15 protein-coding genes are annotated in these 12881 nt (G+C 67.7%); 3 read left to right on the top strand and 12 right to left on the bottom strand.

Annotation, left to right across the window (positions count from 1 at the left end; translation table 11 throughout):
- Positions 1-3: 3 nt before the first annotated feature.
- The 6 genes from KLP28_13535 to KLP28_13510 form a co-directional block, all read right to left on the bottom strand.
- Complete coding sequence (locus KLP28_13535) at positions 4-342, bottom strand: hypothetical protein (protein QWC84580.1); 339 nt, start codon at positions 340-342, stop codon at positions 4-6.
- Between the two features lie 26 nt (positions 343-368).
- Positions 369-872, bottom strand: a complete 504-nt coding sequence (locus KLP28_13530; protein ID QWC84579.1) for an HD domain-containing protein — start codon at positions 870-872, stop codon at positions 369-371.
- A 4-nt stretch (positions 873-876) separates the two neighbouring features.
- Positions 877-1716: a PHP domain-containing protein gene (locus KLP28_13525; GenBank protein QWC84578.1), complete on the bottom strand. Its 840-nt coding sequence runs from the start codon at positions 1714-1716 to the stop codon at positions 877-879.
- Positions 1717-1721: 5 nt separating this feature from the next.
- Positions 1722-2123 (bottom strand): hypothetical protein, encoded by a 402-nt coding sequence (locus tag KLP28_13520; protein ID QWC84577.1) that lies wholly within the window; start codon positions 2121-2123, stop codon positions 1722-1724.
- A gap of 14 nt (positions 2124-2137) precedes the next feature.
- Positions 2138-2821, bottom strand: a complete 684-nt coding sequence (locus KLP28_13515) for a DUF433 domain-containing protein (protein QWC84576.1) — start codon at positions 2819-2821, stop codon at positions 2138-2140.
- A gap of 67 nt (positions 2822-2888) precedes the next feature.
- The gene (locus KLP28_13510) at positions 2889-4409 is read right to left on the bottom strand and encodes an ADP-ribosylglycohydrolase family protein (GenBank protein ID QWC84575.1); all 1521 of its coding nucleotides are present in this window, start codon (positions 4407-4409) and stop codon (positions 2889-2891) included.
- 152 nt (positions 4410-4561) lie between these two features.
- On the opposite strand from KLP28_13510, the gene KLP28_13505 reads away from it, so the two are divergent.
- Positions 4562-5638, top strand: coding sequence for a hypothetical protein (locus KLP28_13505; protein QWC84574.1), 1077 nt, complete (start codon positions 4562-4564; stop codon positions 5636-5638).
- Here KLP28_13505 and KLP28_13500 read toward each other — a convergent pair.
- Positions 5635-6510, bottom strand: a complete 876-nt coding sequence (locus KLP28_13500) for a hypothetical protein (GenBank protein QWC84573.1) — start codon at positions 6508-6510, stop codon at positions 5635-5637. The two genes, KLP28_13505 and KLP28_13500, sit on opposite strands and share 4 nt — an antisense overlap.
- Before the next feature lie 270 nt (positions 6511-6780).
- Here KLP28_13500 and KLP28_13495 point away from each other — a divergent pair, with 270 nt between their 5' ends.
- Positions 6781-7401 carry a hypothetical protein gene (locus KLP28_13495; GenBank protein ID QWC84572.1) on the top strand — a complete coding sequence of 207 codons (621 nt, stop codon included), beginning with the start codon at positions 6781-6783 and terminating at the stop codon, positions 7399-7401.
- 33 nt (positions 7402-7434) lie between these two features.
- Here the strand turns inward: KLP28_13495 and KLP28_13490 are convergent, their stop codons facing one another.
- The 5 genes from KLP28_13490 to KLP28_13470 all read right to left on the bottom strand — a co-directional run bounded on the left by KLP28_13490 (position 7435) and on the right by KLP28_13470 (position 12165).
- Positions 7435-8313, bottom strand: coding sequence for a hypothetical protein (locus KLP28_13490; protein QWC84571.1), 879 nt, complete (start codon positions 8311-8313; stop codon positions 7435-7437).
- A 47-nt stretch (positions 8314-8360) separates the two neighbouring features.
- A complete protein-coding gene (locus KLP28_13485) occupies positions 8361-9617 on the bottom strand; it encodes a hypothetical protein (protein ID QWC84570.1) in 1257 nt (418 codons plus the stop codon).
- Positions 9618-9773: 156 nt separating this feature from the next.
- Positions 9774-10160, bottom strand: a complete 387-nt coding sequence (locus tag KLP28_13480) for a hypothetical protein (protein QWC84569.1) — start codon at positions 10158-10160, stop codon at positions 9774-9776.
- Complete coding sequence (locus tag KLP28_13475) at positions 10157-11446, bottom strand: VWA domain-containing protein (GenBank protein QWC84568.1); 1290 nt, start codon at positions 11444-11446, stop codon at positions 10157-10159. Before KLP28_13475 ends, KLP28_13480 begins: the two co-directional genes overlap by 4 nt.
- A 104-nt stretch (positions 11447-11550) precedes the next feature.
- Positions 11551-12165 carry a hypothetical protein gene (locus tag KLP28_13470; GenBank protein QWC84567.1) on the bottom strand — a complete coding sequence of 205 codons (615 nt, stop codon included), beginning with the start codon at positions 12163-12165 and terminating at the stop codon, positions 11551-11553.
- A gap of 109 nt (positions 12166-12274) precedes the next feature.
- On the opposite strand from KLP28_13470, the gene KLP28_13465 reads away from it, so the two are divergent.
- Positions 12275-12844, top strand: a complete 570-nt coding sequence (locus tag KLP28_13465; GenBank protein QWC84566.1) for a sigma-70 family RNA polymerase sigma factor — start codon at positions 12275-12277, stop codon at positions 12842-12844.
- Positions 12845-12881: the final 37 nt, after the last annotated feature.

Here is a 12881-nt window from a genome sequence, read left to right as displayed (position 1 = left end):
CCCTCACTCACCGATGAGGTGATCACCTGCGTAGACACGCGTCACGGGATATCCCCACCTGCGAAGAACTCGCACCATCATGTCCGCGCCGGCCGGATTCGACGTGTGGACGACGGCATCGAGGTCGTACATCTCGTCGTCCGATGCGGCGCGAGCCAGCTCGTCGATGACCGGACCGATCGAGTCGATGCGGCCTCCGACCTCACCGAGATCGTGATCGAGCCAGAGCTCGAAGGAATCGCCCGTCTCGCGGAGCCGTGCAAGAACGGGCAATGCCTCAGCGCTCGTCTTGCAGCGGATGTGAGGGCGCTCGTCGCGAAACGTGCGGAGGTCGTCGACCAAGACGATGACCCTCGAAGCGGCGACACTCACGCCGAGGTGCCGTCGAAGCGCGGGGCACCGAGCTCATCGAGCAGAGCACGCGCCCGGGTGTATTTCTCGGTGAGACGCTCCCGCAGATCGTCCGGCAAGACGCTCAGTCGTGCCGGGTCGCTGTTGTCGGCGACATCAGCAGCCTTGACGACCTTGGCGATGGGATCTGCGCACGCTCGGCGCACAGCGTCGAGGTGCTCCTCCTTCGGCTGCTCGTCCGTGGCAGGTCGTTTGGTCAGCGCCTCGACCGCGGCCGCGACGTCCGGGCTGAACCCGACCTCGGCGAGAAGCGCGGCGTCGATCCCGGGGCAGTCCTCGATCGTGTCGTGCAGCCAGGCGGCGGCCTGTTGCTCCTCGCCGTAGCCGGCCGCCGCGACTCTCCCCGCGACGCGCTCGACATGGCCGCGGTACGGATTGCCTGCCTTGTCGACCTGCCCGGCGTGCGCACCGATGGCGAATGCGCGGGCGATCGCGGCGAGGCCGGCGTGTGAGTCAGTCATCTCTTCATCCGTTCGTGAGGGGAATCAGGTCGCCCAGGAGTGCCCGCCCCTGGTCGGGTGCGGTCAGGTTGCAGCCGAGGTCGTGGTCGGTCTTGCGGGTGCCGTGGTAGTCGCTGGAGCCGGTGACGACGAGGCCGAGTCGGTCGGTGACGTCGCGCAACGCTCCACGCACATCAGGTGAGTGCGCCTGGTGGTCGACCTCGACTCCGTCGAGCCCGGCCCCGGCGAGTTCTGCGAGTCGCTCGTCGTCGACTCCCGGCCCGCGCCTGGTGTCACGGGGGTGGGCGATCACCGACACTCCCCCGGCCTCACGGATGGCGGCGATGGCATCGACGATGTCGGGGCGGTAGCGCTCGACGTACGCGGGCTTGCCTTCGTTGAGCCACTCGGCGAACGCCTCGTCCTCGTCGGCGACGTGGCCGGCCTCGACCATCGCCTTGGCGACGTGCTTGCGGCTGGGGATGCCCTCGCCTGAGGCGCGTACGCGTTGCTCGTCGACGGACAAACCGAGCTCCGACAACCGTGGGAAGAGAGCGTCGATGCGGTCGGCGCGCGAGCTCGCCGCACGGCCGAGGATCTCGGCGATGCGCTCGTGCCGTGGATCGACGAGGTAGCCGAGCAGGTGCCGTCCGCTGCCGAGGTCGGTCACCGAGAACTCGATGCCGGTCACGACGGTGATGCCGTGCCGCTGCCCTGCCTCGAGCGCCTCGTCCCACCCGTCGACGGTGTCGTGGTCGGTCAGCGCGACGACGTCGAGGCCGGTCGCGGCTGCCTTGCGTACGAGCTCGGCCGGGTCGTCGCTGCCGTCGCTGATGTTGGAGTGGGTGTGCAGGTCGATGCGCATGGCAGTCACTCCGGATCGGGGAGACGCAGGGGGCGGACGCCACTCGGCCCGAGGCTCAGCGACCACGGCCCAGGTCCGCGCTTCGTGATCTCTCGCTTAAGGCGCTTTTCGTGTCGCAGGAAGAGCTGCAGCTGGTCGGCTGGACCTAGATCCTGCTTAGCGCCGATCCAGACGGAGCGGATGCCGTGTTGCCAGTAGGCGCGCCGTTCGGCGGGTCGGGAGCGAATGCGCCTGTCGCGCGTCAACACGATCAACTCGCGCTCCCCGATGACGGTCATCCAGTCGAGGTCCGGCGAGCCGCGCGGCACCTCGGGCAGACGATCATGTCCTGGGTAGAGCACGTCTTCACGCCCGAGGCTGCGCATGAGCTTGCCGAGGCCAAGCGTGTTCTCGTCAGTGAAGTACACGTTCGCGCTGGGGATCAGGCGGCTCGTTCGCCACCAGCGATCAGTTCGAAACGGATCGCCTGGTCGACCTGTTCCGGGGTGAGGTCGTACAGGTCAGCGATCCGGTCCCTGCTGGTGCCAGCGCGGAAGTCCTCGGCGATCGCTTCGGTACGTACGCTGCGCATGGCGGGCTGCCCGAAGGTGCGTCGGGGATCCATGGAAACCAGCGGGGTGCGCTGTTCTGGCTTCAAGATTCCTGCAACGCCTGTCTCGTCGTACTCGACGCAGGCCGTGAATCGCTCGGTGGCCCCCGAGAGCACGTACTGCCCGTCTGCGACGACAACCAGCTGCTGCTCGCGAGCGAGGCTCACGTCGTCCTGCACGGTCTGGACGAGCTTGCGCGCCTCGACATCGAGGAACGGACTCGCCATGGCGAGCGGATAGCGCCCGAACTCGGAGCGCAGTCGCACCATGGCTGGTCGCATGTTCTGCACCGGCACCTTGCGCCCGCGGAATTCGGCAAGCAGGCGCGCCTCCACCATCTCGCCCCACGTCACGGAGTCTGAGCCGGTCGGCTCCGGGCGAAGGATGGGGTCGTAGAAGCGCCCGAGGCGCTCGTAGCCCTCGAGCCAGCGACGAGCTGTTCCGCCGCCCAAGCCGATCAGGCGATCCACGTCGGCGTAGCTGTAGATCGCGCGATCGAGCAGCGATTCGGTCATGTCTGCATCGTGACACGTCCTGGCCCCGGGATTGTGCCTCGACGCGAGCCAGCCGCCCCGTCGCGACTCAGCCACGAGAGCCCTGCGGGACGCGTGCCGCCGCCGCCCAGACGCGACCGCGACCGCGGGCGCCGGGCAGGACGTCCAAGACGTCACGCTGCGCCTGCTCGGGATCGTGACCGAGGAGGGTGGCGTACGCGACCGCGACGCTCGGCGTGCGTTGATGCGCGGCGACGCAGTGGAGCAGCACGGTCTTTCCCTCGGCTCGGAGGCCTCGGACGGCGTCGGCCGCGTCGGCAAGCAGGAACCCGAGGTGGGGGTTGTCTGCCGGGTCCTCGCTGTCTATGAGTCGGGACTCGATCACCTCGGTGGCCTCGTCGAAGCAGGTCTGCTCGCGACCCACGCGGCACATCGAGACGACCGTGTCGGCTCCGTGACCGGTGGAGCGGTGGGTGCCGAGCAGCACGCCGCGGTCGTACGGGTGCGGGACGACGGTCGAGAACGCGCGGTCGGCGTAGTCGACGTGACCAGCGGTCGGCCAGCCCTTGGCATCCGGCGCGCCGCCGCGGACGGTGAGCGTGGCGTACGCGACGAGGTCGCGACCGTCCCCTCCGTGTCCGGGGCCGGGCCACCCGTGCACGGCGCGGCGCCATGTCCATGGCACCGCGCCGGCACCCCAGCGGGCCCCGAGAAGCCCCCCGGCTATTGCGGCGACGGTGTCGGTGTCGTCGCCGATGCGTACGGCCGCGTGCAGCGCGTGCTGCAGGTGGAGGCAGGCGAAGCTTCCCCGCTCGGGGGCCTCGGGCGGCACGGACGTGTGGGCGATCGCGGCTACCGCGGCCTGCAGGGCGGTAACGGTGAAGCCGTTCGGGGTGAACTGTCGCCCCGGCGCCTCCTGGTGGGTCGTCGGCGTTGCGAGAGCCTCGTCGATCCACGCCGACCACTGGTCTCGCCGTTCGTCGGGAAGGAGGTCGAGCCCGGCACGTACATCGATGCGCTCCTCGAGCACAGCGACACGGATGGCCTCGCTCCACAGCACGCACGAGTCGCCTGCGAGCGGGTCGGCGTGGGTGAGCTCGGCGACCGCACGAGCCGCGACGGCCAGGTGGTCACGGTCGTCCAGCGAGGTGAGTGCGACAGGGGCCGTACGCATCAGCGCACCGTTGCCGGCGGACTTGGGGTGGGACGCGGCGTACGCGGCGGCCTCCTCCCGCATCAGCCGTGCCGCGCCCCGCTCGCCCGCCCCGAGACGGCGGGCGGTGGCGCGCAGCACGGCTGAGGTCTGGATGCCGATGTCGGCGGGTCCGTCGCCCAGCCAGCCGAGGAAGCCGTCGGCGATCTGGTCGAGAGCGGCCTCGGTGGTGAGGTCGGCTCCGGTGGCGGCGACGCGGGCGATAGCGACGGCCATCGCGGTGTCGTCGCTCCACTCCCCCGGCGTGAAGCCGCCGAGTCCGCCGCCGCGCATCTCGGCGTCGGTGCCGGGAGGGGGTGGGGTGGCGAACTCGTACGGGACGCCGAGCGCGTCGCCGGCAGCAGCACCGAGGATGACGCCGGCGGCGCGGTCGGTCTGCGTGGTGATGAGTCTCATGGGGAGTCCCTTCTTCTCGGCTGTCATGGTGGTGCTGACCCCCGACAGTTGCATCGGATCACGTAGATCGGCTGCCAGAGCTCGGTGAGCGCCTGACCTGTCATTCCCAGAGCGACATTGCGCAGCGAAGGTTGTGACGGCAGTCTGAGCGCGTGACCCATCTCCTACGAGTCGCCGGCTCGCGCGCATCGAAATTCGCCACGACCGACATGAAGTCGGAATCATTTCTGGAGAAAGAGCATCTTGAGAGTTGGCTGTCACTTCACCCGGACGTCCTCGGCGACGGGCTGAAGATCGTTAGCACGCAATTTAACAACTGGGAATCGTCTGACGGCGGCGCGGCAAGGGAAGCCCTCGATATTCTCGCGCTATCGTCGAGCGGACAAACGGTAGTAGTGGAACTGAAGCGAGGGTCTGACCGAAAGGTTCATCTCCAAGCCATTACGTACGGCGCGCTAGTCGCCAGTTTCACTCGCGAACAACTCGCCGACGCGCACGCGAAGTGGGTAAACAAAACGAGACAGACGCCCATCTCCTCCCATGAGGCTATGGAAGAGTTGCATGACCATCTCGATGCAGGATGGGACGATGAGATACTCAAACTCCCGAAAATTGTCCTCGTCGCTGAAGAATTCAGCGACCAGACGGTGACCACGGTCCAGTGGCTCAAGGACGTAGTGGCCCCTCAACTAGACATCGAGTGCCATGAGTACAGCCTTTTCAGGGACGGCAATGACGTCCTCGTGGGATTCCAGATTATCTATCCCGTCGAGAATCTCGACGGTCGCACCTTGCGCCCGTCTGCGAGCGTGAACACAGACGCCGTCAGGCAGCGAATCGCTACTAACAAGCGGCGCGCCCGGTCGGTCAAGATCATCGCGGAGGCGGGGCGGGTATCGAATGGAAGCGAGGTTTCTCTCAACCTGGTAAGCCTTGTAAAGCCGGACGTCGCGAATGAAGTGGAAGCCTGGCTCGACGCAGATCCAGATCGTAAGAAGATCACGTGGCACAATCACCCACAGAAGCCCCTCCGTTGGGCTGCCGCTGACGACGCTAACGCCTCGTGGTCACCGACTGCCTTGAGAGACGAAATTTTCGAGCGAGCAGGCGGCGCACGACCAACCTTCTCTGCGGCCGACGCCTGGTGCGTTGGCGGTGAGAATCTCTACAGCATCGCTGAGCAGATCCTCGCAGAGACAGAAGCCGTCCGGGACGAGGGTCAGCCTTAGCCCCCCGCACGGATGACGGGGTGACTTCGGTCGCTGGCGCGGATGTGGACGGGCAGACCGCCGTGCTTGAGCCGACCGACGTCGTAGCGCGAATCAGCCCCGGTGATCGACCACGGATCGGGGTGGTCGTCCTGCTCGGCGAGCAGCGGCTCGATACGTCGGACCATGCGGCGGGCTCGACGTCCGGGCGTCACCTCCATGGGGGCGTCGTGGAGGTCGACCCAGATGGATTCGCCAAGTGCGGTGTAGTGCTCGCGCAGCGTCGCGGGGTCGGAGAAGATCTCGAGCCGCATCGGGTACCCGCCGACGCCGATCAGCACGCCCGACTGGCCCGGCAGGAGCGGGGGCCACGGCGGGAGCGTCATCATCGAGCGGTCGAACGCCCACTGCCGTGCGATGTCGCGCCGAACCTCGGCGTACGAGGTGGTCGCCGAGCCGACTGCGTCGGTGCGGGAGATGCGGTCCCAGACCTCGGCCTGACCGCCTGCGCCCCAGCCGGCGCGTACGAACTCCGACGCCCTGCGGATCTCCATCGTGTGCTCGCGGGCCTCACCGCCCCAGCGGCCGACCTCGACGCAGGCGACGGCGATCTCGCCGACGCTCCTAGCCGGGATGATGCTGCTGCGCAGCGCCATCCGGTCTTGGAAGCCGCCTTCGAACAGCTGCCCCTCGGCGACGAACACGTTGCGCTTGCCGGGGTTCTCGACGAGCAGGTAGGGCGCCTGCGCCTCCGGCATCTCTGCGATGCGGAGCTGGTCGAGCGAGGTGGTGAAGCGTCGCCGGCCGCCGCTGTGAGTCCAGACGGGAAAGAAGGTGACGGGTGCGACAGGGAAGCCCTGCCCGATGTGGATCTGCATGGTGGTGCCCTTCATCCGATGGTTGAGGTGTGAGCAGCGCTAGCGACGAGCCTCGAAACCGAGGCCACCGCTGGTTGAGGAGGCGACGAAGGAGCCGTCTCGAAACCAAGGGCCCGAGACCGGACTTTGCGCATATCTGCGTAAACTCGAGACGTGACTTCTTCAGATCGTCTGGCTGACTATCCGAGCCCCCACGTCGCCGTCGATCTCGTACCGCTGACTCTCGCACCGACCTCCGACACAAATACTGAGCGGCGGCGTACGCGTCCCCTTGAGCTGTGCGTCGTGACGCTCCCGGGCCCCGGCGACCAGCCGGCGCTCCCGGGCCGCTTCGTCCGTGAGCGAGAGACCATCGAGTCGACCGTGGCGGCGATCCTGGAGTCGAAGCTCGGCTACCGGCATGAGCGCTCTCTGGACCTGCATCCGCTCGGGGTGTACGACGCTCCCGACCGCGATCCGCGCGGCTGGACGATGTCCGTCGCGCACGCGACCGCCCTCCCCCGAGGCGCCGCCGAGCAGCTGTCGTCCGCGTCCAAGTTAATCCCCGTCGCCGGGCCGGCCGTTCGAGACCGGCGTGTCACCGCCGAGCCCCTCGCTTACGACCACGACGAGATGGTGACGACGGCCGTACGCCGGATGCGGCGACGCTACGAGGGGCGACCGGACCCAGATGGCCTGCTCACGGCACCGTTCTCATTGCGGCAACTGCGAGAGGCGCATGAAGCTGTGCTCCATGCAGGGCTGCAGCGGGACACGTTCGCCCGCCGAATGCGCGAGCGATTGATTCATGCGCGCGCCGAAGACGGCACGGCGATCCTCTCCTCGGCGGCTGTGGGCAGACCGGCCCGGCTGTTCGTCCCTGGAAAGGGCGATGGCCTGGAGCCCGGTGGCTTGCCGCGCGCGTAGGGCCAACTCGACTGGCGGAGGGCTGGGCAGCGCCTACTCGGACTCGGCTTTCGATCCGGCCGAGGAAACGGCGTGCTTGAACTCATGGATCGTGAACCAGTTCTCGTTCTTTGGCGGTTGATCGCTGATCTCGTATCGGCGTGACTGCCACGCACCGGTCGCGAGATCGTCGGCGAAGGCGGCGCCGCCCAGTCCCCCGTGCCGCCCGACTGCGACGATCTGCCGTACCTCGTCGCCGATGGTCACCACACCGTCCTCGCTGATCCGATGTCCGGCCAGTTTGGCCAGGCTGTTCTGTCCGTAGGTCGAGTCCGGGGACTTGAGGTCCGCGTATGCATCAAGTGCCGCCTCGAGGACAGCGCGCCAGTAGTCCGAACCGACTGAGGCGAACTCGTCCCTCACTGTTTCCCACGTGAGCACCTGGTGTGTCAGACCGGGTCGACTCTCGCTGAATGGCTGCGGCAACAACAAGAGATGCTTGACCCTGGCCGCGTCAAGACCGAGCTTGTCTCGCCACAGGCTGATGATCGTCGCCTGCTTCGCCATCTGCTCGTTCAAAGCGTCTTCGGTCGGGGTGTGGAACATCTTCGCCTCGATGGCGACGAGCCAGTCGGGTCCGACGATCACCACATCCGGAGTGTCGTTCGCCGTATCGGTGCCCCAGAACGAGCGAGCCGACTCGGTCGCGACCGATTCTGCGAATCCGTACTCGGTGAGGAAATGCACCGCCGGCACGCCGTCGGCGTCACCGATCTCCACATCGAGTCCGCAGAGCGAGAGGAATCGAGGAAGGTGCTGCATCTCGTCCCCTGCTACGAGGCCGGGGAGAACGCTGCCCGTGTAGTACCGCTCTTTCCGGTTCAGCGGCAGTCCGTTCTGCCAGCCATGGCTCGCCTGTATTGCGTCGCTCATCGCTTATCCCTTCACGTGGTCGGCTGCGTCATGCCCTGTGGTCGGCGCTATTCACGGTCCTCGGCTTGTTCGCGCCTCCGACGATCGATAGCTGCTCTCGCCCTGGCACCCTGATCACGTACGCGGCCGGAGCCTGCGCGAGCCACCCCTGATCCGAGTTGTCCGACCACCTGCGACGTCGTGACGACCCGTGCCTGCAGTTCTTCGCGCGCCTCGGCGAGTCCGACCGCCGCGAGTTCCGTCAGTGAGTCCGGCCGCACGATGCGAGACGATTCGGCGAAGGAAGCGACCGCATTGAAGAACCGGCGCGCTCCCTCGTCGAGAGTCGCCTTGGACAGCACGTGATGAACCTCCAAAGGCTTGACCACTCGCGATCGTTCGATCGCTGCGAGCATGTCGGAAGTCAGCTCCTCGTCCGCTGCGCGTTGAGCCGCGAGCGAGGTCCGGGCGTCTTTCAGCGCGTCCTCGACATGGTCGGGCTCCTGGTGACGAATCCTCTGTACGCGTAGGAAGTGATGGAGGTGCAGCGCCTGCTCTGCCACGAGGATCAACCTGAGGACGTCTCCCACGCTGCCGGCCTCCTCGACGTAGTCCGTGAGCATCTTCGCTCGCTTCGGCAGCCGGACGTCGGCCGTCAAAGCGGCCATCTCGGCCCGGACCATGCTGCGCAGCGTCGAGAGGTCACGGTAGATCTGGCTGCGGAGGGGGGCGACGGTCTCCCAGTCCGCCGAAGGCAGCCGACCCCGGCTCCGCGCTTGCTCGCTGATCTCGTGGAGGAGTCGGTACGAACCGACGATGTCGCCCTCGAGCCGCGCCCGCAGACGTCGGTCGACGGACTCGACCCGGTCAGCCACCTCCTCGACGGCGCGCTGCACGTCGCGTATCGCCGTACGGAGTGCCATCGAGGTTGCCGCAGCCTGCAGAGCCAGCGCTTGATCGGCTGCAAGTGAGACTTCGTTGAAGGTGAGGTCTCCTGCAAAGTGCCCTTGCTCGTTCTTGAAGTAGCCGCGTGTCACTCCGTTGGCACGCTGCAAGCCAAGGTCTCCAGCCTTCTGCCGGGCCTCCTCGGTCAGCCGGTAGTACTGGCCGCCAGAGCTGGCAGCGAGCGCCGCGCCTGTGGCACCGAGTGCAGCGAGCTCCTCGGGCGAGACAGACACGCCTTCGTGGCGCCGGGACCGATCCCCCGCCCAGAGCTCCGAGAGCACCGCCTCGATCGCATCGTCGCTGCCCTGAACGATCAAGCCGAACTCGTCGTGCACGATGACGATCTCGGCGTCCTCGACGCGTTCGCGCGGTGTCGACACGGTGATCCTTTCCCTGTCGCTCGGTGGTCAGCGCCTCGTGCCGATCGACGGCGCAAATGTGTCGCTTCTACCCACGGATATTCGGATGATGACGAACTGGACCCTATGCCTCAGGTGCTGCAGGTATACCTCGGATTCCTAACGGCGCCATCCGAATTAGTCGCAGGAACACGTCCCATTCCTCGCCGGCACCGTGAAGCAGCCGGCCCACGGCTCGTCGAACTCTTCGATGGACGGCTTGCTGCCCTGGTGTGGTCGGAAGGTGCTCAGCGGCTTCCACGCCCAGCCGTCCTCGACATCGAGAGCGCCGAACAGCGCCGGGTCGAGTTCGGCGGACCACTGACCACCCGACCAGCTGAGGTAGCCCGGCGAGATGTAGACGGCAACCCGGCCATCGACCCGGGCCGCGGCGTACGACGTGGTCTCGTAGAACGCCGTGGTGGCCGGCAGCGCGCCGACGGCGGCCTCGACCATCGCCTTGTCGGTCCGGCTCCAGGTGTCGCGCCACGACAGGACCTGCTGCCGGGTGAGGGAGCGACTCATGCGCGGTCTCCTTCGCCATGTCCGCTGGGACGCTCAGTACGCCCACGCTTGCGGTTCATACGATGGTGCGACTCACGGGTCATCTTCGACAAGAAGGCCGTGTCCTCGAAGCGCGTTTGACCCTCCATGGCGGTCACCTCGTCAAGCTCACGGGCGAGATCCGGTGCAACCTCGTTCGGGGCGCCGTCCAGCGCGTCGGTGAGCCGCGCCTTCGCATCGGCGAGATGCGTCGTGCCGGCGTCGAGGTCGCCCACCTCGAAGGACTCCGACGCCTTCTTCTTCGACGCCTGCGCCTCCTGGAACAGCACCTCGGAACGTACGACCGGATGCGCAACGCGGCCCGCGGCCTCGTCCCCCGGGACCACATTCACCGCGATCGGCTGCAGCACCGTCTGCTCGACGAGACCCGGCAGCTCGACGTACGCGAGCTCGAGCTCGGCGACCGTCGCGAGACCGAGTGAGGAGAGCTCCGGCACGCTCAACGCCAGCAGCAGCTTCCGCGACTCGGCGGCATAGAGGTCGCCGAGCTCGATCATGATCGAGCCGTCCGCCAACTGGTGCGCAGGAAGATCGTTGTAGAGCCGCATGAAGGCGACGGAGTCCTCCAGCGACACGGTGAGCGTGACGCCCTGCGCGACCTTGTCGAGGAGGCCGTCGACCTCACCGGCGATGGCGGCCGAAGCCGCGTCGGGGTCCTCTGCGAACACGTGGTTGCCGTTGCCTCCGCGACTCAGCGCGGCCAGGATCGTCTCGTCGTAGTGGCGGCCGTAGCCGAGCGTGGAGGTCACGACCCGGTCCCTTGCAGCCCGTGACGCCACGCCGCCGAACTCGCCCGCATCGGCCATCCCCTGGTTGACGTGCCCGTCCGAGACGACGAGCAGCGTCCCGCCGGCCGCAGCCACCCGGCGAAGCTCCCGCAGGCCGCGGAGGTAGCCGGCGCCCAGGTCGGTCGAACCGCCGGGACGCACGCGCATGATCGCGTCGATGACGGCCTCGTGGTCGCCGAGAGGCCCGGATGCCACGACGACCTGCGCCTCGTTGTCGAAGGTGACGAGACCGAAGTTGTCGGTCGACTCCAGACGGCGTACGAGGTCGACGAGTGCGCGCTTCGCTCCTGCGAGCGGCGGACCGCTCATGGAGCCGCTGCGGTCGAGCACGACCTGCAGCGAGGCCGGCGGACGCTCGGCACCTGATGACTCGGGTGCCTGCAGCTCGAGAAGCACGTTGACCTCGTCGGCGGTCTCGTGGGCCACGACGTTCACGTCGAGAAGGGCGGACATCTTCATGCGGTGCTCCTGAAGTGGGGGGTCGGCCGGTGGGTCGACGGGATCGGCCGGCTTCCTGTGATCCGAGGATGCGCCGGACCCCCGACACATCCCGCCGGGCGAGCTCACGCGCGCTCCTGCCGGCGGATCGTGCGGATGATGCGGACGACGTCGATGTGGTTGTCCCGCCGCCAGGCGGCGAGACGGGCTCGCGCACGCCGCGCCTCGACCTCGTTCGCACCGGTGCGGGCGAGGTGCCACTCGAGGGCGTCCTCGGCGTACGCGACGGCTGCGATGGGGCGCGCGGCTCGGATCGCCGCGATGGCCTCGACGGGGTCGCAGCCCTGGGCGAGCAGTACGGCGTAGCCGGCGCTCGGCCCGCGGTTGATGCCCATGTGGCAGTGGGTGAGCAACCGGGCGTCGGGGTCCTCGAGCGCCGTGAGCGCCCATGAGGTGATGCGGTCGAACCAGGTGTGCGGGATCCGCTGGCCGGCGTCGTCGATGCCGTCCCAGCGGTAGTCGACGTCCGGGACGTCGTCCCAGATCAGGGCGTCGTCTGCCTCGGCGCGTACGTCCAGCACGTGGGTGACTCCCAGGTCGTAGAGCTCGCCGACGTGGCGGATGACGAGTGCGTCGTTGCCGTAGGGCAGGTCGCCGCCGACGGCGAGCTGGTCGGTCACGAAGTGCGCGTTGGCGAACGCGGGCTGGTCCACGGGTGAGGACAGGATGGGCGTGGTCATGGAGAGCCTCCTCTGGGCGGTTGTGCTGACATCGACGTCGAGGAGGCGCTCAGCCGGACAGGCAATTTCCCGACCGAATTGCGTCGGACCACTCACCTAGCGTGCGGGCATGACGACCTGTGAACTCATGAGCGAACCCGTGGACCCTGCGACGGTCCTCTCCGACGCACGCCGGATCGCCCGCGTGCGGCTGCGCGGCGTCGCCGTGAACGACGCCGACGACATCGCCCAGGAGGCGGTGGTGCGCTACCTGGAACGTTGGCACGGCCAGGCGCCGGACAACCCGGCGGCCTGGCTGGAGACCACGATCGCCAGGCTCGTGATCGATCGCGGACGACGGGTCAAGCGCCGACCGGGCGACGAGCCGGCCGTGCAGGTCTTCGACGACCTGGTCGCGTCGATGCGGTCCCAGGAGTACGCCTCCCTCGTGCCCGTGCAGGAGGCGCTGATTCAGCGCGTGCTCGCGTTGGTGAGCGATGCGGACGCGGCGATCCTCCGTCTGCGCCTGCTTCAGGGACTCACTGCGGCGGAGGCCGCTGACGACCTCGGTCTGTCAGTCGCCGCCGTCGAGCAGCGTACGAAGCGGGCGCGCGACCGGCTGAGGGCCGCGCTGCAGGCACGACCGCAGGTCCTTGAGGAGCTTCGGTCTGGGCACCCGTCTGTGTACGCCGTGACCTGAAGAGGCGTGGGACTTTAACCTCGTGACTGCGCGCGAC

Source organism: Nocardioidaceae bacterium, from assembly GCA_018672315.1.
Taxonomy (GTDB): domain Bacteria; phylum Actinomycetota; class Actinomycetes; order Propionibacteriales; family Nocardioidaceae; genus TYQ2.
Note: the sequence above shows the minus strand (reverse complement) of the source record. Positions and strands in the feature narration are given on the sequence as shown.

Excerpts from the sequence above, each read along its gene's own strand:
- KLP28_13475 (QWC84568.1), bottom strand. The coding sequence starts at position 11,446 with ATGAAGATGTCCGCCCTTCTCGACGTGAACGTCGTGGCCCACGAGACC.
- KLP28_13510 (QWC84575.1), bottom strand. The coding sequence starts at position 4,409 with ATGAGACTCATCACCACGCAGACCGACCGCGCCGCCGGCGTCATCCTC.
- KLP28_13490 (QWC84571.1), bottom strand. The coding sequence starts at position 8,313 with ATGAGCGACGCAATACAGGCGAGCCATGGCTGGCAGAACGGACTGCCG.
- KLP28_13525 (QWC84578.1), bottom strand. The coding sequence starts at position 1,716 with ATGCGCATCGACCTGCACACCCACTCCAACATCAGCGACGGCAGCGAC.
- KLP28_13515 (QWC84576.1), bottom strand. The coding sequence starts at position 2,821 with ATGACCGAATCGCTGCTCGATCGCGCGATCTACAGCTACGCCGACGTG.
- KLP28_13530 (QWC84579.1), bottom strand. The coding sequence starts at position 872 with ATGACTGACTCACACGCCGGCCTCGCCGCGATCGCCCGCGCATTCGCC.
- KLP28_13470 (QWC84567.1), bottom strand. The coding sequence starts at position 12,165 with ATGACCACGCCCATCCTGTCCTCACCCGTGGACCAGCCCGCGTTCGCC.
- KLP28_13480 (QWC84569.1), bottom strand. The coding sequence starts at position 10,160 with ATGAGTCGCTCCCTCACCCGGCAGCAGGTCCTGTCGTGGCGCGACACC.
- KLP28_13465 (QWC84566.1), top strand. The coding sequence starts at position 12,275 with ATGACGACCTGTGAACTCATGAGCGAACCCGTGGACCCTGCGACGGTC.
- KLP28_13500 (QWC84573.1), bottom strand. The coding sequence starts at position 6,510 with ATGAAGGGCACCACCATGCAGATCCACATCGGGCAGGGCTTCCCTGTC.